The following is an 18,273-nucleotide window of genomic DNA, read 5'->3' as shown; positions in this document are numbered from 1 at the left end:
CTTTCCCTTAAGAAAGTGTATGATTGAGAACAAGCTTTCATGAGGATTGATTGCATAATAAAAAGACACCCTCATAAAAACGAGAATGTCTCATCTATTAACCTTCAATAATCTCCATCTTCTCCGTAATCGGCGTACGAGCTTTTCCTTCTGGCGCTTTATCAAAATAGCCAAGGTGAAGAATTCCAACGATGCGTTGACCTCTAGTTAAACCGAGTCCTTCTATAAATAGTGGATTGTAGTTTAATCCGCCTGATTTCCAAACACAACCTAATCCACGTTCCCAAGCAAGAAGTTGGAAGTTTTGCATAAATGCACATGTTGCAGCGTAATCTTCATCACGTTGAATTTGACGTGGATCTTCATTTATATATACAACAATTTGTGCAGGTGTGCTTAAGAAACGATTCGATAAAATTTTACCGCGTTTTGCTCTTTCTTCTTCTGTGAAAGAATTTAATACTGCGTCTACTAATTTCTGACGGCCTTCTCCAATGTATAATTTACAATTCCATGGTTCACGGTGTTTATGATTCGGTGCCCATGTTGCGTCATTTAATAGTTCAATTAATAACTCTTTGTCTACTGCTTTATCTATAAATGTACGAACAGAACGTCTTTCTTTAATTACATTTGCGATGGAAGTATATGTAGTCATATTTTTCTCTCCCTTATTTTTATCTATATGTATACGTTTATTGTTGATATTGATTTTCAATTTCGATTATACCTTAGTTTTTTACTATTAATCAATGTTTTATGTTGGAAAACTCCCAAAAACTTCAGTTCATACTGTGAATAAAAAAACTTGATTTGTTCACAAGTATTTCACATTTTATGGAAATGATATGTGTACAGTTTTCCACATTATCTATCTAGGAGGAGTTTATATGTACAAAAAAATCGCAGTAAGTATGACTATGGCAGCATTATTATTCGGTGCAACCGTCTTCCCCACTTTCGCTGCTACGCCAAAAGAAGTAACATTGCATCATCATAAACCAATTTCAGAAGAAGAAATGCAATCGCTCGAAAAACTCGGCTATAACAAACATGAAATTTGGAAAGCTGCCCATATTGCAAAAATGAGTAATAAAGAAATAAAAGACGTTTTAGCTTACTATAAGCAAAATAATTCTTGGGAGAAAACAGCAGAGTATTTCGGGGTAGATCCAAGTAAGTTGAAAAAGCATCATATGAATAAAGAAACAAAAAAAGCACTACTGCAACAATTAGCAAATATGCAAAAATCTACACCAGACGGGCTAAAACAAAAAATGAAAGAATATAATATCGGATTACGTCAGCTCACGGTATTAACAATCATCTCTCAAAAAAGTAATATTCCCCTTGATGATGTGCTAAAAATGAAAAAAGACGGAATGGATATGAAACAAATTGCCGAAAAATTAAATGTAAAAAAAGAAGATATACGAGCTGAAATGATTAAATTAGTAAAGTCGATTAAAGAAAAGAAAACAAATTAATACAACAAAAGGAAGAGTTTTTTTATACTCTTCCTTTTGTTTATGAACTTTCAATTTTTAAGTATAAATTCCCGTCTTTCCCAAAAACTAACACAAGCAAATGATATATGTTAGAGGTGAGAAAATGTTCGGTTTATCATCTAAGAAATCAAAAAAGACTAATCAAAAAACACTTTGTTCTATTCCAGAATTTATACAAAGCATGACAGAATCTAGCGACTTTGTCTCTTATAACGTACTTGAAAATGAAACATTATGCTTGTTTTATTATAAATCTGTAGTGGAAGCACTTATTATTAAACAATTTATTTTAACTCCTCTAAAAAAGGAATCGGATCGAATCCAAAACATCTCTGATTTATGTAATATCGTCTCTATTGAAGATATTATTACCTCCCCTTCTATTGATGATATTCGTGAGAAATTATTAGGGGGATATATTTTATTACGCTTAAAAAACAATTCGAATCCCGATCAATATGCTTTAATTCGTGCCGAAAGTACTGTTTTAGGAATACGATTAAATAACGATACAGAAAATGAATATAGCGTAATCGGGCCTAAAATCGGTTTCGTTGAAAACCTTGATACAAACATACACTTATTACGCCGAAATATTGTCACAGAGCAACTCATATTTAAAGAAGTGACCGTCGGAACTATGTCAAAGACGAAAGTAGCAGTTGCTTATATAGAAGGAGTTACAAATGAACAATTTATCAACACCGCAATACAACGGCTAGAAGACATTGACTTTGATGTCCCATTTGACGCAACTATGATTGAGCAATTTATTAGTGATAATAGCAATTCACCTTTTCCTGTTCTATTACCTACAGAACGATTAGATCGGGCTGTATTTGCGTTAATTAACGGTGAAGTTTTAATTTTAACAGATGGCTCTCCGTATGCTTTATCAGGACCAACAACGTTACTAGATTTTTTCATTTCACCAGAAGATTATTATTTACCGTGGATGATTGGATCGTTCTTTCGCATTATTCGTTTTTTCGGAGCTATATTTTCTCTTTTTTCCTCCGCTATTTATACAGCGGCTTTAACATATCATTATCAAATGATTCCTGCCGATTTACTAGGCCCTATTATTTTCTCGAGAGCTAACGTACCTTTCCCTCCTATTCTAGAAGCGCTCTTTTTAGAAATTACAATTGAATTGCTTCGTGAAGCGGGAGCACGTTTACCGACAAAAGTTGGACAAACGATTGGAATTGTTGGTGGGATTGTAATTGGACAAGCATCGGTTGAAGCAGCTTTAACGAGTACAATTTTATTAATTGCAGTTGCTTTATCCGCCCTTGCATCTTTCACAACACCGACTGTAAAGATGTCTTCTACTATCCGGTTGTTACGCTTTCCACTTATTCTTTTAGCTGGCGCATTCGGAGGATTAGGCCTTATTGTCGGATTCGTATTTATTTTAGCTCATTTAATTAAATTAAAATCACTTGGATCACCTTATTTATTACCTTTATATCCATTTCGTGGTTTAGGTACAGCAGAAGGTTTTCTTCGATTACCATTTAGTCAAACGGCACAACGGCCTTCTTTCCTTAGACCGAAATCAAAATGGCGCTATAACCCAAACAAAGTGAAGCAAAAACGTGATGGTGATAATGAATGAAAAAACTTTTCTTGTTCCTTATTATACTCTTTTTTGTTCTACAGACTGGCTGTACACAAACGTATATAGTGGATACACAGCGTATTATTCATATTGCTGGATTTGATATTACAAAAAACAAACAATTCCAAGGAACTATCTTATTCCCAGAATACACGCATGGTGTAAAGTCTAAGCCTGAGACGCAATCAACATCTGCTCGTTCACTTGAAACAATCGCTTCACGATTGAATGCTAAATCTCCTCACAATGTTGTTGTAGGTCAAATGCGTGTCGTCTTATTTGGAAAGGCTCTAGGAGAACGTGGAATGGGAGAAATTATTACTAACTTACAACGTGATCCAAATATAGGACGTGATGTACAACTAGCAATTGTAGATGGATCAGCTGAAGAGCTTTTAAATTACGGAAAAAAAAATGGTTCTTTATATATTGCTGATTTACTCGAGCAAAATATAAGAAATGAGAACATTCCACAAACTGAATTAAACATTTTTTTATATAATTATTACTCTTCTGTATGTGATGCCTATGTTCCTTATATTAAAATGGACGATAATCATTCTGTCGCTGTCAAAGGACTTGCCTTTTTAAAAGGCGATAAAGTCGTCATGTATACGAATAAAAGACATTCTGTTTTAGCAAAATTACTTATTAATCCTACGAAAAATGGACGTTACGAAGCAGCAATAACAAAGGATAAACATAAAGGTATGGTCGTTATACAAAACTTAGCTGGGAAAAATAAATATGATATAGATCAAACTGGCGACATACCAAAAGTAAAAATCCATTTAAAATTAAACGGTTTAATTAAAAACTCTCCTAATTGGATTGATTTAAGAAAAGAAACAAATATCAACTATATAAAGAAACAAATTGAACGAAATGTTGAAAAAGACTGTGAAGATTTAATAAAACAATTTCAAAAAAAGGAAATTGATCCTTTAGGCATACGCGATGAAATTAGAAGTCATACGAGAAAATGGAATATAAAACAAATTCGAAATATGTATAAAAACGTCGCCGTAGATATAAATTTGGATCTTAATATTGTACAATCTGGAATCGGGGAATAGTGAGGTGAAATAAGCAATGAATACAATGAATAAATCAAAGACAGTCTCTCCATACTTTGCCTTTATTTTATTACATTCGCTTCAAATTGGAATAGGAGTTCTTGGGTATCAACGTGTAATTTTAAAAAACGCTGGTTATGATGCCTGGATTTCTCTTATTATTGCGGGGATTGCAACCCATATTGTGTTGTTTTGTATGTTAAAAATGTTAGAAAAAGATGGAGATTTAATTAGCATTCATACAACAAGTTTTGGAAAATGGTTTGGCTCTATATTTTCTGTCATTTTCACTCTTTATTGCTTATTATTTTGCCTTACTGTTCTTCGTACATATATGGAAGTGATACAAGTTTGGATCTTCCCTACCATTAAGTTATGGAAACTTACCCTTATGTTTTTATTAGTCACTTACTACATTATAAAAGGTGGCTTCCGTTCTGTGACAGGGATATGTTTTTGGGGTATTGTACTTCCTCTTTTCGTTGTATTCTTTTTAGTCTATCCAATGAAATACGCCCATTTCCGTAATATTTTACCTATTTTTACACATTCACCTTTTGATATACTTATATCTGCAAAACAATCTGCATTAGAGTTTCTCGGTTTTGAAACAATTCTTATCTTCTATCCATTTATTGAAAAAGGTAAATCTTTAAAAAGATGGGCTCATGCAGGAATTTTTTTTAGCATTTTGATTTATGTAGTTTTAGCTATTGTATCTTTTATGTATTATAGTGAAGGACAATTAAATCATACTATTTGGCCTACTTTAACGATGTTAAAAATAATTAAAGTTCCTTTTATTCAACGGTTTGAATATATTATTATTTTTGTTTGGTTTTTAATTATCTTGCCGAACCTTTGTTTAACCATTTGGTCATCATGCCAAACGATGAAGCGTTCATTTCATATTTCATTTAAATTTACATTACCGTTTTTTATTTTCATCGTTTTTACAGCTTCTTTATTTTTTAAAAACCGCGAAAGTATCAATACATTAAATACAGTCCTATCTCAAGCTGGCTTATATATTGTATACGCTTATATCCCGGTTTTATTTCTATTCCATTCACTACGATGGCATTTCAAAAATCGGTCAAAAAAATCTTCACCCGACACACCATAATCTCTGATACAATTTGATTAATACATTTGTAAAGGGGACAAGCGTATGAAGAAATATGTATTTTCTTTACTTGCAGTACTGAGTTTAATTCTTGCTGGATGCGGAGCTACTAGTACAAATGAAAAAAAATCATCTGAATCAAAAGAAGAGCACGACCATGCATCGCACACTCAGCAAGCTGACATTCAAGAGAAAACAAAAGGAGTCGACACACTTCCTACCTTCCTAGACAAGCTTGATCCACAAATGAAAGACATTTACACTGTCGCTGGACAAAATGCAGAGCTATTAGATTGGATTCCATGTTACTGTGGTTGCGGTGAAAGTGTAGGACATAAAAATAATAAAAATTGCTTTATTCGTGAAATTAAAAAAAATGGTGAAGTTGTTTGGGATTCCCATGCAACAACTTGCGTCAATTGCCTAGAAATTGCAGTTGAATCTGCTTCGATGAAACAAAAAGGAAAATCAACGCTTGAAATTCGTAACTATATCGACAATAAATACAAAGAAGGATACGGAAAACCAACACCTACGCCAATGCCAAAAGCTTAAAAAACGAGGAAACACCTCGTTTTTTTTCATTCACTTTTTTTCTTAACAAATTCTTTCAAGTGTATTTCTCCTTACTTATCACACACTATATATAACTCTCGGTAAGGAGGGTACACAGTGCAAACATATAACGACTATGATAAAGCTCTCTATTACACGTATTGCTGTAATTGGGATAAATTACTCGTTCTCATGGTTCAAACGAACGATCAATTATTTTCTAAGCGTATTGAGCATTTTTTACACGCTTATCAATACAGTAAAGAACTGCCAGAAGTTGATAAACAATTGCAGCTTCTATTTCAATATATTGACCACGCATCCCAAAAGTCACATATAGAAGAAGTAGAGCAAATTCAAATGTAAACTATAGCGCTATTCTCTTCTGGAGAATGGCGCTTTTTTAAAATGTTCATATCAATAAAAGTTTCCCCTTATAAAACTTTTATTGATAAACATATTTTTTCTTTCTTTTCTGTGCCACTTCATACTATAATTTAGTATGTAACTATTATAAGTGAGGTATAAAATATGGGACGAGAAAAAAAGCAAGAATATGCTTTATTTACCGCGTGGGGAGCTTCTTTTATTGCAACACTAGGAAGTTTATACTTTTCCGAAATCATGAAATTTGAGCCTTGTGTCCTTTGTTGGTATCAACGCATTTTCATGTATCCATTCGTTTTATGGCTCGGTATCGCTGTAGTAAAAAAAGATTATCGCATCGCAAGTTATTCTTTACCGATCGCAAGTATTGGTGCTTGTATTTCTTTATATCACTATGCAATTCAAAAAATCGCAGCATTTTCAGCTGCAGGGGCAGCTTGCGGCCGCGTACCATGTACGGGAGAATACATAAACTGGTTCGGCTTTGTGACAATCCCGTTTTTAGCACTTATCGGCTTTATTACAATCGCTGTTTGTAGCTTTATTGTCATCAAAAACAAATAAGGAGATGAAAGAATGAAAAAAATGCTTATATTTGGCGGTATTATTATCGTCTTATTTGCGGCAATCTTTGCTGTAACACAAATGGAAAAGAAAAGCGCATCGACAGATGAAAAAGGTTACTACTCAAATAAAATTTCTCTTGAAGATCTCAATAAAAATATAGAAGATAAAAAAGAACAAACGATTTACTTTTATCAAACCTCTTGCGTTCATTGTCAAAAGGTCTCTCCTATTGTTGTACCTTTAGCGAAAGATTTAAATGTTGATATGAAAGTAATTGATATTGAAAATTTAAACGAGCCTTGGGATAAGTACGATATTAAAGGAACGCCAACGATTATTCATTTTAAAGATGGTAAAGAAGTAAGCCGTATTAGCGGAGAACAATCAAAAGAAAAGTTTAAAGAATGGTTTGAACAAACGAAAAAATAACGAGAAAAGGAAACTCCTTCTACACATGAAATGGACGTAAAATTCCAAACTAATGTATAAGGAGGGGGTTTTATGCCAGAAGTAAGATGCTCTGTTTCCAATTGTTCATTTTGGGGACAAGGTAACTTTTGTCAAGCAAGTGCGATTATCGTTCAGCCAGATGCGGATGAAACTGGTCAAACTGAAAATGAATCGTATACAAGTGCAGTTTTAACGAACGAGACGCTAGAAAGTTCTGTAGCAACAAGTGTAGAGACTTGTTGTCATACATTTAAGCCAAAATATTAAACATAAAAAGCATACGACTAATCGTATGCTTTTTTACATTCCCCTCCAAAAATCATGCATAATAAAAAAGTACAAAATAACGAGAACGGCTGTCCCGCATAACGTAATACGCCGATATATACTTTTCTCCCCTTCCCTTGCCTTAACAAACGCCCAAATAAATCCGAAGAACAATATTAAATCAACGTATGGAACATAAAACGAAAAGACGAGAAACGCATACAAATACACGATAAATAAACAGGTCGTTACTAAGAAAACTTTAAACGCAAATTCACTTTTCATAATGTAACCGCCCCCTATCTGTACTGTATTATATTCAGCAAAGTACAATAGTTGCAGTTAAACTCAAAGTAGAAATAAGCTACCGTCTATAATACGGTAGCCTATTACGGAACATTATATTTTCGTTTATATATATTACTTAAAGCTGAAGAAGGAATTTGCTCATAACGAATTTTTTCTCCTGTTTCATCCACTATATACAAATTGTTTCCTATATAATATATTCCATCTTTTCGTTTTGAGTACACTGCATACCTTTCGTTTGGCAATACCATTTTCACTTTCGTTAGCTGTCCATTCGGTTCTTGCCAATATATATCGGCGCGATCTACTAACGTAAGCATACCAATTTGCTCTTCTTCTACTTTACGACCATTCCAGCTCACAACACGATAACCAAGCTTATTCGCTTCATATTCGGGGCTCGTATGAAAACGAGAAATGATTACTTTTGTTTGTAAATGGACTCGATCATATAACCACTGTATATCCCTGTCATGCATGCGAATACACCCATTTGATTCCCTACTTCCAATCGTCCATTCCCGATTTGTCCCATGAATCGCATATTCATTCTTATCTAGCCCAAGCCATCTCGTACCAAGGGGGTTATTTGGTGCACCCCCAGCTATTTTTTTTCGATGGTATTCTTTATTTTTATATTTAGTTATAATACAAAAATTACCTTCAGGCGTAGGTGTACGATCTCTTCCAGTTGTTACAGGGAATGTTTTTGTATAATTTCCATTTTCAAAAAAAGACAACTGGTTTGTCGTAAGATTCACTAATATTAAATGATCTGTATTAGCAAAAGCACTAACCGGTAGGATGAAAAATAATAGTATGATGAAACATAACTTTTTCATTTATATCCCCCTAGCGCTCACTATAATAAGTGGAATTAACTTTACTTTGCTCTTATAAATGAAAACTATCCATTTACAATAACGCCCCCATTTACATGTATCATTTGCCCGGTAACATAGGATGAATCACTAGACGCTAAATATACATATGCTGGCGCTAATTCATATGGTTGACCAGGTCTTTGCATCGGAACATTGCTCCCAAACTGTGATACTTTTTTCTCATCAAAACTTGATGGAATAAGTGGTGTCCAAATTGGTCCTGGCGCAACACCATTTACACGAATCCCTTTTTGCACTAACGATTGAGAAAGCGATCGTGTGAAAGCAACGATAGCTCCTTTCGTTGCGGAATAATCAATTAACATTTCATTTCCTTCATATGCAACGATAGATGCCGTATTTATAATGACATCCCCTTGCTTTAAATGAGAAAGTGCTGCTTTCGTAACATGAAAATAAGAAAAAATATTAATACGAAAAGTCTTTTCTAACTGTTCTGCTGTAATATACTCTAATCCTTGCTGCGGATATTGCTGCGCGACATTATTTACTAAAACATTTAAACTACCTAGCTGCCGGACAGTCTCTTGTACAATATCTTTACAATGCTGTTCATCACTTAAATCACCTGGCAACAATACACACTTTACGCCTTCTTTCTCAATATATCGTTTCGTCTCATTTGCATCCCCCTCCTCATCTAAATACGCAATCGCAATATTTGCTCCCTCTTTCGCAAAAGCGATAGAAACAGCTCGTCCAATTCCGCTATCTCCACCTGTAATTAATACACTCTTTCCTTTTAACTTTTCGCTTCCTTTATAATTTGGATCTTCAAACTGCGGTAGAGGATTCATTAATGATTCAATGCCAGGCTGTTTATTTTGATGTTGCGCCGGCATTGTTACAAAGTTTTTCTGCTGCGGCATAGTTTCTTTCAACTCCTTTTTCTTATAATGTGCATAATAAAAACTGAAATTCGCACATCATATTACGATTAATATTCGAATTTAAGACACAAAATATGAATTGTTGTAAACTTTTTATGCAAAACTATTGCAAAATAGTTAAAAAACGAATATTATATATAACTGTTGTGAAAATTATTCGTAAACAGAAAGGATGTTTATATGTTTAACCTTTCAAAACATAAAACTTCTATTAAAACTGAAATTATGGCAGGTATTATTACCTTCTTAACAATGGCATATATCATTGTCGTAAACCCTGTCATCCTTGGGGATGCAGGAGTTCCATTCGAACAAGCATTTACAGCAACCATTATCGCTGCTGTTGTCGGAACATTATTTATGGCGATCTTTACAAACTTACCAATCGCAATTGCACCAGGTATGGGATTAAATGCTTACTTCTCTTACTCTGTTGTAAAAGCTCATGAAGGCATGACTTTCGCAATTGCATTCTCTGCTGTATTCGTAGCAGGTATGATTTTAATTTTGTTATCATTCACATCTTTCCGTACAAAATTAATGGAAGCAATTCCTGAAAACTTAAAACATGCAATTACTGCTGGTATCGGGCTTTTCATCGCCTTTATCGGTTTACGTTTAACAGGTATCGTTACAAAAAATGAAGCAAACTTAGTTGGACTTGGTGATCTTCACTCTGCTCCAGTACTACTAGCATTAGCTGGACTTGGAATTACGATTGTTCTTATGTCTTTAAATGTAAATGGCGCACTATTTATCGGTATGCTATTAACTGGTATTATTGCTTTCTTCACAGGACAATTAACATTCTCAAACGGCGTTACATCAATGCCTGGATTACCAGAAGGAATTATCGTTTCAAATCCAATTACTGCTGTATCTGACGTAATTAACTATGGATTATACGGCGTTGTATTCTCATTCTTCCTTGTTACATTATTCGATACAACAGGTACATTACTTGGCGTTGCTCAACAAGGTGGATTTATGAAAGATGGAAAGCTTCCAAAAGCTGGACGAGCTCTTCTATCTGACTCATTCTCAGCAACAATCGGTTCTATGTTCGGAACAACACCATCAACAGCTTACATTGAATCTTCTGCTGGCGTTGCAGCTGGTGGTCGTACTGGTTTAACAACTGTTACAGTAGCTGTTCTATTCGCTCTAGCAGCATTCTTCGGACCTTTAGTAAGTGCCGTTTCTGGTGTATCAGCTATTACTGCACCATCATTAATTATCGTTGGTAGCCTTATGATGGGTTCAGTTCGCCACATCGATTGGGACGCATTTGATGAAGCATTCCCAGCATTCTTAGTAATCTTAAGCATGCCACTTACATCAAGTATCGCAACAGGTATTGCACTTGGATTTATTTCATATCCACTTATGAAAGTGGCAAAAGGTAAATTCCGTGCTGTTCACCCACTTGTATATGTATTTGGAATTTTGTTTGCTTATCAATTGATTTTCTTACCACATTAAAAAAGTAGAGCATCGGATTTCGATGCTCTACTTTTCTTTTATAACAATCATTCAAACTATAACGGTCCCTCCAAAATATGAAGGAGCTTATAATCTTTTAATATTTCTCTTCTACCTGTAATTCTTTACTATACTTCTGAATGAAAACTGAAGAAATAACCATTACCATCCCTACGCTACACCCAATAAGCTGATCCAGTAGCATTTCATCATGAATGAACCAGCGCAGTAAAAATACACCACCAAAAATAAGCATCATGGTAAATCCAGTATGTCTAAGACCTTTATATACATTTTCCATATGTATCACCTCTCCACATACCTTTTATCCATATTATACCACAACCTAAAAACGTGTATAACCAACATTCAGTATTGAAACCAATAATAAAAAAGACTGCAGAGAACTCCATCTCCACAGCCTAATACTTATTTTTGCAAGAACGCTTTTAAATCTGCAAACTGTCTCTTTGCATCTTCATAGCCTTGCTCATATAGATTTTGTAGTTTTGCTGTATCTTTTTCCATACGATCTACTTGAAGCGGTACTTCTGGACGAATAACAAATAAATTACCCGCTTGTTCTTCTTTTTCAATGTAGTGAAGTGTTTCATTATACACTTCATAGCGATTTAGCATCGTGTTAACAAGATTCGGATATTTTTTATAAGCTTTCGCAGCAATCCACCCAAATCTTGATTTTTTCTTTGCGTAACCGTGATTTCTTGTTAAAATTACGACTGATTTTTCAAATCCATCTTCCTGTGCTTTACGAACTGGAATTGGATCTGAAATCCCGCCATCTAATAATTGCTTACCACGATAATTTACTACTGGTGCAATGAAAGGTAATGAACTAGAAGCTTGTAATAAATTTAGTGCATCGTCATTCGTTCCCTCTTTTTCAAAATAAACAGACTGTCCTGTTTCACAATCCGTCGTTCCTACAAGGAAACGCTCTGGGCTATTAAAGTATGTTTCAAAATCAAACGGCACATGCTTTTCTGGAATTTCATGAAAAATAAAATCCATATCAAATAGCTGACGTTTTCTCCATAAGTTTTTATACGATAAATATTTCGGATGTGATGCATAATCAATATTTACTGTTTTATTTCTATTTCTTTGTCTGGAAAGATACGACGCTGCATGACAAGCACCAGCTGATACACCGATTACATATGGAAAATATAAATCTTGTTCCATAAAATATTCTAATATCCCGCCCGTATATACACCACGCATACCGCCGCCTTCTAATACTAACCCTGTATTTTCAAGCATGTTACTCTCTCCTCTATATATATTGACTCTTTAATTATTCACCATGTTAAGTATCTGTTTCTATTATATATGAGTTCTTTCAGAAATTATATTTAAAAGACTTGAGAAAACGGAATTTTTTCTTCCAATTATATTTCCAAATGATCAGAGACATCCTTTATAAACCTCTGAATAAAATCTTGTTCTTCTTTCGTATATCTATCTAAGAGTAACAGCCACTTTTCTTCAGCTTGTTTATGCAATTTATCATGAGCTTTATATATTTCATTTCCGCTTTCCGTTAAGCGAAAGAAAATTTCTTTTTGATTGTCTAACATTTGCATCTTCTCAACGAATTTCTTTTGGAACAACTTTGTACAAACTTTAGAGATTGCACCCTTCGTCATTCCCATTTCTATCGTAATTGCCGTTACATTCATCAGACCATTTTTCCCGATACACTCGATTACATGTAACTCAGATAAAGACATACTACTTACACCTGTCTCACGAAGAAACTTCTCATTTTGTCCTTTCAAATGTTCTTCTCTTTTATGCAAAAGTGTACGAATGTCCGAAAGTATTTCCATTTGTTTCGTTGCACGCTTCAATCCGTTCGCCTCCTAAGTTTCCAAAGAAACAATTTAACTATATACCATTTTAAAACCATTTTTTCATCTTTACAAGTGAGAAAATCATGTTAAAATAAATTTAGTTTCCAAGGAAACTAAAAAGAAGGAGGTTAACATAATGAAAAAATCCAAACTACATTTCACTTTATATGTTGTCTGTATTAGTGCCTTACTTGGTTCCTTCGCTCAAAATATTTACACACCTATCTTGCCCATGATTCAAGGTTCTTTTCATACTTCTCTTTATCTTGTAAATGTAACAGTTTCACTTTTCACATTCATTCTTGCAATTATGCAGCTCGTATATGGACCTTTCATTGATACAAAAGGGAGAAAATCTGTCCTTATCCCTAGTTTAGTCATTAGTACAATTGGTTCAATCGGATGTGCTTTTTCGGCAAACATTTATTTATTTCTCTTTTTTAGAGCTGTTCAAGCTATAGGAATAGCGGCTATACCTGTAGTTTCAGCAACGATTATCGGCGATTTATTTGAAGGAAAAGAACGCGGAGAAGCGATGAGCCTATACCAAATGTTACTTGCCCTCGCACCTGCGATTGGTCCTCTCATTGGTGGTTATCTCGGCAGTATAAATGGCCACTTATCCGTATTTCTATTTTTATCTATACTTGGCATTCTCTTATTAATGATAAACATTTCACTACTTCCAGAAACAAAACCTACTGTAATTAAGCGACCGCAAGCAAAAAAGAATTACTGGTTTATCTTAAAAAATAAAACTGGATTTTCTATTACTCTTATTGGCTTCATTCAATTTTGTATTTACTTTTGCTTTCTCGTTTTTTTACCGAGTATTTTAACAAATTCATTTCATTTAACTGTAAAGGAAATTGGTCTTATGTTTGTACCAATGTCTCTTTCTATCATGCTGGGAAGTTTTTGCTACAAGTTTTTGCAAAAACGCCTCACAACAAAGCAAGCTTTATTCATTACGAGTTTCTTCAATATTATATGTGTCGTTTTATTTTCTTTCACATATAGCATCAATATCCCATTCATCATTATCGTTACATCTTTGTACGGTTTTAGTATGGGACTTTCTATGCCAACTCACACTACTTTATTAACGGAAGAATTCGTACAAGAACGCGCAACAGCTATCGGTATGTACAACTTCATCCGCTATCTTGGTATGGGGACTGGACCTATTGTAGGTGGCTTTCTTTTATTTAATCAAAATTACTTTTGGATTTTCTTCCTAGGTGCAATTACATTTCTACTTATCATTTTATACGCAATGAAAATGCTACATTTTCATGCTTTACAAAAAGCAAAATAGAGCCCCCAAAAAGGTCGGCTCTATTTTAAACTCTTTGATCCGCAACAATATGAATATCAATATGTTTCGTCTGTCTCATAATTTCATTTACAATAGAACCTTTTCGAATTTCTTCCCACCGCGTTCTCGCTGATTGCCCAAGTAAAATTTGCGTTACTTGTAATCTTTTCGCGACTTCAATAATAACGTCTGCTGGCTTTCTCCCTTTCGACTCTTCTAACACAAACCTTGCATCAAATTGATTCGTGAGCGCCTTCCACTCTTCAATCGTTTGCTTTTTACTAGCTGAAAGAGAATCTATATTTTCTCTTTCAACATTTAATACATACAATTCAGCGTATAACCGATCAGCCATGCGCCATCCCCGTCTTATTAATTTCTCTGCCGTTGAACTGTACTGTACGCAAACGAGAATTTTTTCTTTCACTCCAATCGGTTCTATCACTGTTTGACTAATCTTTTCGTCCATATCGTCAGCGACTTCACGAAGTGATAATTCTCTTAGTGCTCCTAAATTATTAAGCGTAAAGAAATTTTGTAAGCTTTGCTGAATTTTTTCTTCTTTATATATCTTTCCGTCTATTAACCTCTTCCGAAGTACTTCCGGCGTTGCATCAACGAGCTGAATTTCATTCGCCTTTTGCAAAATAAAATCTGGAATACGTTCTCTTACTTTCACATTTGTAATTTGAGCTACAATGTCATGAACGCTTTCTAAATGTTGGATGTTAAACGCTGATAATACGGATATACCGGCATCTATCAATTCCTGTACATCCATATAGCGTTTCTTATTTTTAGATCCAGGAACATTACTATGCGCAAGTTCATCCACCACAACAACTTGCGGTGCACGTTTTATAATGCCTTCCACATCAAGCTCATAAAATACTTTTCCTTTATACTGTATTTCTTTCAAAGGAACTTTTTCTAAATCAGCAATTGCTTCTTCCGTCTCTTTTCTCCCGTGCGTTTCAATTAAACCAATTACAATATCCATACCGTCCTTTTTCATCTCTCTAGCATCATAGAGCATTTTATAACTTTTCCCTACTCCTGGAGCAGCCCCTACATATAGCTTTAACTTCCCACGATTTTGCTGACGAATATATTCTAAATATTCCTCTGGCGTTCGCCTTTGAAACGTCGGTTTATAGTCATCCGCATACAAAACACACACAACCTTTCTTTCGAAACAACACTACCTCAATCCGTTAGATTGAGGTAGCACTGTTACTATTTCAGTAGTTTCTGTAATTCTAAATTTAACTTTAAGACGTTTACGCGGGTCTCTCCAAATAAACCAAGTGCCGCACCTTCTGTTTGATCTTTAATCAATTGCTCTAGTGTTTCTTTCGGAATTTTCGTTAATTTTGAGATACGCTCTACCTGTACGGAAGCTGCCTTCGGACTAATGTCAGGATCAAGCCCTGAACCTGAATTTGTCACTAAATCAATTGGCACTTCTGTAACTGGTACGGTGGGATTTTGTTTCTTCCACTCTTCAATACTTTTCTCTACTCGTTTCTCTAAATCTGGATTAGACGGTGCATAGTTATTTGAACCAGATGCCTCTGCTTTATATTCAATACTAGAAACACGCCCATGAAAATAACGTGGATTTGTGAAATTTTGACCGATTAATGTAGAACCAATCACTTCATTTTTATCATTATATATTAGACTTCCATCCGCATTATCCTTCATTACCGCTTGTGCAATACCAGTAACAATAAGCGGGTATACAAGGCCGCACAACACTAAAAATGTAAAAGTAATACGGATGATTGGTGATAGTATACTTTGTTTCTTCGCCATCTTTTTCCCCTCTTCCTTATATGAACAATCCGACAATGATATCAATTACTTTAATTCCAATGAACGGTACAATCACTCCGCCAAGCCCATAAATAAGTAGGTTTCGGCCAAGTAGTGCATTTGAACTCATCGGTTTATATGCGATACCCTTCATCGCTAACGGAATGAGTAACGGAATAATAACTGCATTAAATAGTAATGCTGATAAAATCGCTGACAGCGGTGATGTTAGTTTCATAATGTTCAATGCTTCCATTTGCGGAATCGCAAGTGTAAACATTGCTGGAATGATTGCAAAATATTTCGCTATATCATTTGCAATACTAAACGTCGTTAACGCACCACGTGTCATTAACAATTGCTTACCGATTCCTACAACCTCAATAATTTTTGTCGGGTTCGAATCTAAATCAATCATATTGGCTGCTTCTTTCGCAGCTGTTGTACCACTATTCATGGCTAATCCAACGTCAGCCTGCGCTAATGCCGGCGCATCATTTGTACCATCACCTGTCATCGCTACGAGTTTTCCTTTATCTTGCTCTGCTTTAATAACTGCAATTTTATCTTCTGGTTTGCACTCAGCAACAAACTCATCTACTCCTGCTTCTTTTGCAATGGTTGCTGCTGTTAATGGGTTATCCCCTGTACACATAACCGTTTTAATCCCCATTTGACGTAACTGTTCAAAACGTTCACGCATACCAGGTTTTACTGTATCTTTTAAATAGATTAAACCGTAAATACGATTATTCACTGCAACTACAAGTGGTGTTCCGCCCTCTTTTGAAATGAAATCTGCTTTTTGATTTACATCTTTCGGAATTGTTCCGCCTTGTGACCTAACCCATTCAATCACGCTACCTACAGCACCTTTTCTCACTTTCATTCCGTCCTGTAAATCAACACCACTCATTCTCGTTTCTGCTTTAAATGGAATGAACTCGCCTTGTTCCGCAAGTTCTCTATTATATGATATAGGTTTCGCCTGCACATACTCAATTACAGATCGACCTTCTGGTGTTTCATCTAAAACAGAACTAATAGCGGCCCACTTTCCAACTTGCTCAATCGTTTCATTTCCTACAGGTAATAATGTATGAGCCATTCGGTTCCCGAAAGTAATCGTACCCGTTTTATCTAAAATAATTGTATTAATATCACCCGCAGCTTCCACTGCTTTACCCGACATCGCTAACACATTAAACTTTGTCACGCGGTCCATCCCGGCAATACCAATTGCCGATAATAACCCACCAATTGTCGTCGGAATTAAACAAACTAACAACGCGACAAGTACAGCTGTATCAATTTGAAATCCTAAATAATTTGTAAAAATCGGCAGCGTCACAACAACGATTAAGAAAATAAGAGTTAAGCTCGTTAATACTGTATTTAAAGCAATCTCATTCGGTGTTTTTTGACGAGCAGCTCCTTCTACTAACGAAATCATTTTATCAATAAAGGATTCACCAGGATTACTCGTAATGACAATCGTAATCTCATCACTTACAACCATCGTACCGCCTGTTACGGAACAAAAATCACCGCCCGCTTCTTTTATTACAGGTGCTGATTCCCCTGTAATCGCAGATTCATCAACAGACGCTAATCCTTTAATGACTTCACCATCACTTGGAATCATCTCACCTTGCTTTACAATAACAACGTCATCTTTTCTAAGGTTAGTTGCTGAAACTTGAACGATTTCTCCATTTTCTTTTACAACATTTGCAAACACATCTTTCTTCGACTGCTTTAAAGAATCAGCTTGCGCTTTCCCCCGTCCTTCCGCTAATGCTTCTGCAAAATTAGCAAATAAAACTGTAAATAAGAGAATGAAAGAAACTGTTATATTAAACCATCCTGGTACACTACTAGAATGACTTGGAAGAAACGATAAAATGAACGTAATGATAAATCCAATTTCTACAACGAACATAATCGGATTCTTTATCATGACTTTTGGATTCAATTTCGCAAAGGATTGTTTCATCGCATGTGTTACGATATCACGATCCATCGTTTTCGCTTGTCTAACTTCATCTTCTACAACATGTATTTGTGACTCATTTACTCTTTTTTCTTTTACTACTACCGGTCTCATCATTTAC

General features: G+C 35.0%; 21 protein-coding genes. 11 read left to right on the top strand and 10 right to left on the bottom strand.

The features are described 5' to 3' along the window. Nucleotides 1-97: 97 nt before the first annotated feature. Nucleotides 98-658, bottom strand: a complete 561-nt coding sequence (locus tag MR147_RS25955; protein ID WP_242304861.1) for a nitroreductase family protein — start codon at nucleotides 656-658, stop codon at nucleotides 98-100. Nucleotides 659-890: 232 nt separating this feature from the next. Here MR147_RS25955 and MR147_RS25950 point away from each other — a divergent pair, with 232 nt between their 5' ends. The 9 genes from MR147_RS25950 to MR147_RS25910 all read left to right on the top strand — a co-directional run bounded on the left by MR147_RS25950 (nucleotide 891) and on the right by MR147_RS25910 (nucleotide 7,560). Continuing rightward, on the top strand, nucleotides 891-1,487 hold the full coding sequence (locus tag MR147_RS25950) for a hypothetical protein (RefSeq protein WP_242304860.1): 597 nt from the start codon (nucleotides 891-893) through the stop codon (nucleotides 1,485-1,487). A 124-nt stretch (nucleotides 1,488-1,611) separates the two neighbouring features. Then, nucleotides 1,612-3,129: a spore germination protein gene (locus tag MR147_RS25945; RefSeq protein WP_000467481.1), complete on the top strand. Its 1,518-nt coding sequence runs from the start codon at nucleotides 1,612-1,614 to the stop codon at nucleotides 3,127-3,129. Continuing rightward, nucleotides 3,126-4,208, top strand: a complete 1,083-nt coding sequence (locus MR147_RS25940; protein ID WP_000732620.1) for a Ger(x)C family spore germination protein — start codon at nucleotides 3,126-3,128, stop codon at nucleotides 4,206-4,208. The genes MR147_RS25945 and MR147_RS25940 overlap by 4 nt, the downstream gene beginning before the upstream one ends. Nucleotides 4,209-4,224: 16 nt before the next feature. Next, entirely contained in the window at nucleotides 4,225-5,334 is a 1,110-nt protein-coding gene (locus MR147_RS25935; protein WP_074608957.1) for a GerAB/ArcD/ProY family transporter, read from the top strand. A 45-nt stretch (nucleotides 5,335-5,379) separates the two neighbouring features. After that, a complete protein-coding gene (locus tag MR147_RS25930) occupies nucleotides 5,380-5,889 on the top strand; it encodes a PCYCGC domain-containing protein (protein WP_000761019.1) in 510 nt (169 codons plus the stop codon). Nucleotides 5,890-6,006: 117 nt separating this feature from the next. Beyond that, entirely contained in the window at nucleotides 6,007-6,255 is a 249-nt protein-coding gene (locus MR147_RS25925; RefSeq protein WP_001195458.1) for a YhdB family protein, read from the top strand. Nucleotides 6,256-6,420: 165 nt separating this feature from the next. After that, a complete protein-coding gene (locus tag MR147_RS25920) occupies nucleotides 6,421-6,840 on the top strand; it encodes a disulfide formation protein C (protein WP_000532256.1) in 420 nt (139 codons plus the stop codon). A gap of 12 nt (nucleotides 6,841-6,852) precedes the next feature. Then, the gene (locus MR147_RS25915; RefSeq protein ID WP_074608956.1) at nucleotides 6,853-7,272 is read left to right on the top strand and encodes a thioredoxin family protein; all 420 of its coding nucleotides are present in this window, start codon (nucleotides 6,853-6,855) and stop codon (nucleotides 7,270-7,272) included. Between the two features lie 72 nt (nucleotides 7,273-7,344). Beyond that, a complete protein-coding gene (locus tag MR147_RS25910) occupies nucleotides 7,345-7,560 on the top strand; it encodes a DUF1540 domain-containing protein (protein ID WP_001115486.1) in 216 nt (71 codons plus the stop codon). Nucleotides 7,561-7,593: 33 nt separating this feature from the next. Here the strand turns inward: MR147_RS25910 and MR147_RS25905 are convergent, their stop codons facing one another. From MR147_RS25905 to MR147_RS25895, 3 genes are all read right to left on the bottom strand, one after another. Beyond that, nucleotides 7,594-7,845, bottom strand: coding sequence for a hypothetical protein (locus MR147_RS25905; RefSeq protein WP_000834195.1), 252 nt, complete (start codon nucleotides 7,843-7,845; stop codon nucleotides 7,594-7,596). Nucleotides 7,846-7,949: 104 nt separating this feature from the next. Next, a complete protein-coding gene (locus MR147_RS25900; protein WP_242304859.1) occupies nucleotides 7,950-8,711 on the bottom strand; it encodes a L,D-transpeptidase in 762 nt (253 codons plus the stop codon). 65 nt (nucleotides 8,712-8,776) lie between these two features. Continuing rightward, nucleotides 8,777-9,643: an SDR family oxidoreductase gene (locus tag MR147_RS25895; protein ID WP_074608953.1), complete on the bottom strand. Its 867-nt coding sequence runs from the start codon at nucleotides 9,641-9,643 to the stop codon at nucleotides 8,777-8,779. 201 nt (nucleotides 9,644-9,844) lie between these two features. Here MR147_RS25895 and MR147_RS25890 point away from each other — a divergent pair, with 201 nt between their 5' ends. Further along, entirely contained in the window at nucleotides 9,845-11,146 is a 1,302-nt protein-coding gene (locus MR147_RS25890; protein ID WP_000482728.1) for an NCS2 family permease, read from the top strand. A 97-nt stretch (nucleotides 11,147-11,243) separates the two neighbouring features. Here the strand turns inward: MR147_RS25890 and MR147_RS25885 are convergent, their stop codons facing one another. From MR147_RS25885 to MR147_RS25875, 3 genes are all read right to left on the bottom strand, one after another. Continuing rightward, complete coding sequence (locus MR147_RS25885; protein ID WP_071729194.1) at nucleotides 11,244-11,447, bottom strand: hypothetical protein; 204 nt, start codon at nucleotides 11,445-11,447, stop codon at nucleotides 11,244-11,246. A 128-nt stretch (nucleotides 11,448-11,575) separates the two neighbouring features. Next, a complete protein-coding gene (locus MR147_RS25880) occupies nucleotides 11,576-12,430 on the bottom strand; it encodes a patatin-like phospholipase family protein (RefSeq protein WP_074608951.1) in 855 nt (284 codons plus the stop codon). 128 nt (nucleotides 12,431-12,558) lie between these two features. Continuing rightward, nucleotides 12,559-13,020 carry a MarR family transcriptional regulator gene (locus MR147_RS25875; protein WP_074608950.1) on the bottom strand — a complete coding sequence of 154 codons (462 nt, stop codon included), beginning with the start codon at nucleotides 13,018-13,020 and terminating at the stop codon, nucleotides 12,559-12,561. A gap of 139 nt (nucleotides 13,021-13,159) precedes the next feature. On the opposite strand from MR147_RS25875, the gene MR147_RS25870 reads away from it, so the two are divergent. After that, nucleotides 13,160-14,341 (top strand): MFS transporter, encoded by a 1,182-nt coding sequence (locus tag MR147_RS25870; RefSeq protein ID WP_242304858.1) that lies wholly within the window; start codon nucleotides 13,160-13,162, stop codon nucleotides 14,339-14,341. Nucleotides 14,342-14,366: 25 nt separating this feature from the next. On the opposite strand, the gene kdpDN is transcribed toward MR147_RS25870, so the two are convergent. Genes kdpDN through kdpB form a run of 3 tightly spaced genes read right to left on the bottom strand, consistent with a single transcriptional unit; the run spans nucleotide 14,367 to nucleotide 18,266 of the window. Further along, nucleotides 14,367-15,521 (bottom strand): KdpD-like non-kinase potassium sensor, encoded by a 1,155-nt coding sequence (gene kdpDN, locus MR147_RS25865; RefSeq protein WP_074608946.1) that lies wholly within the window; start codon nucleotides 15,519-15,521, stop codon nucleotides 14,367-14,369. 56 nt (nucleotides 15,522-15,577) lie between these two features. Then, complete coding sequence (gene kdpC, locus MR147_RS25860) at nucleotides 15,578-16,159, bottom strand: K(+)-transporting ATPase subunit C (RefSeq protein ID WP_242304857.1); 582 nt, start codon at nucleotides 16,157-16,159, stop codon at nucleotides 15,578-15,580. Between the two features lie 16 nt (nucleotides 16,160-16,175). Next, nucleotides 16,176-18,266, bottom strand: a complete 2,091-nt coding sequence (gene kdpB / locus MR147_RS25855) for a potassium-transporting ATPase subunit KdpB (protein ID WP_242304856.1) — start codon at nucleotides 18,264-18,266, stop codon at nucleotides 16,176-16,178. Between the last annotated feature and the right edge of the window lie 7 nt (nucleotides 18,267-18,273).

It is taken from the genome of Bacillus cereus group sp. BfR-BA-01350 (assembly GCF_022663775.1).
GTDB classification, from domain to species: domain Bacteria; phylum Bacillota; class Bacilli; order Bacillales; family Bacillaceae_G; genus Bacillus_A; species Bacillus_A paranthracis.
Note: the sequence above shows the minus strand (reverse complement) of the source record. Positions and strands in the feature narration are given on the sequence as shown.

Excerpts from the sequence above, each read along its gene's own strand:
- MR147_RS25955 (WP_242304861.1), bottom strand. The coding sequence starts at position 658 with ATGACTACATATACTTCCATCGCAAATGTAATTAAAGAAAGACGTTCT.
- MR147_RS25950 (WP_242304860.1), top strand. The coding sequence starts at position 891 with ATGTACAAAAAAATCGCAGTAAGTATGACTATGGCAGCATTATTATTC.
- MR147_RS25945 (WP_000467481.1), top strand. The coding sequence starts at position 1,612 with ATGTTCGGTTTATCATCTAAGAAATCAAAAAAGACTAATCAAAAAACA.
- MR147_RS25940 (WP_000732620.1), top strand. The coding sequence starts at position 3,126 with ATGAAAAAACTTTTCTTGTTCCTTATTATACTCTTTTTTGTTCTACAG.
- MR147_RS25935 (WP_074608957.1), top strand. The coding sequence starts at position 4,225 with ATGAATACAATGAATAAATCAAAGACAGTCTCTCCATACTTTGCCTTT.
- MR147_RS25930 (WP_000761019.1), top strand. The coding sequence starts at position 5,380 with ATGAAGAAATATGTATTTTCTTTACTTGCAGTACTGAGTTTAATTCTT.
- MR147_RS25920 (WP_000532256.1), top strand. The coding sequence starts at position 6,421 with ATGGGACGAGAAAAAAAGCAAGAATATGCTTTATTTACCGCGTGGGGA.
- MR147_RS25915 (WP_074608956.1), top strand. The coding sequence starts at position 6,853 with ATGAAAAAAATGCTTATATTTGGCGGTATTATTATCGTCTTATTTGCG.
- MR147_RS25910 (WP_001115486.1), top strand. The coding sequence starts at position 7,345 with ATGCCAGAAGTAAGATGCTCTGTTTCCAATTGTTCATTTTGGGGACAA.
- MR147_RS25905 (WP_000834195.1), bottom strand. The coding sequence starts at position 7,845 with ATGAAAAGTGAATTTGCGTTTAAAGTTTTCTTAGTAACGACCTGTTTA.
- MR147_RS25900 (WP_242304859.1), bottom strand. The coding sequence starts at position 8,711 with ATGAAAAAGTTATGTTTCATCATACTATTATTTTTCATCCTACCGGTT.
- MR147_RS25895 (WP_074608953.1), bottom strand. The coding sequence starts at position 9,643 with ATGCCGCAGCAGAAAAACTTTGTAACAATGCCGGCGCAACATCAAAAT.
- MR147_RS25890 (WP_000482728.1), top strand. The coding sequence starts at position 9,845 with ATGTTTAACCTTTCAAAACATAAAACTTCTATTAAAACTGAAATTATG.
- MR147_RS25885 (WP_071729194.1), bottom strand. The coding sequence starts at position 11,447 with ATGGAAAATGTATATAAAGGTCTTAGACATACTGGATTTACCATGATG.
- MR147_RS25880 (WP_074608951.1), bottom strand. The coding sequence starts at position 12,430 with ATGCTTGAAAATACAGGGTTAGTATTAGAAGGCGGCGGTATGCGTGGT.
- MR147_RS25870 (WP_242304858.1), top strand. The coding sequence starts at position 13,160 with ATGAAAAAATCCAAACTACATTTCACTTTATATGTTGTCTGTATTAGT.
- kdpC (WP_242304857.1), bottom strand. The coding sequence starts at position 16,159 with ATGGCGAAGAAACAAAGTATACTATCACCAATCATCCGTATTACTTTT.
- kdpB (WP_242304856.1), bottom strand. The coding sequence starts at position 18,266 with ATGAGACCGGTAGTAGTAAAAGAAAAAAGAGTAAATGAGTCACAAATA.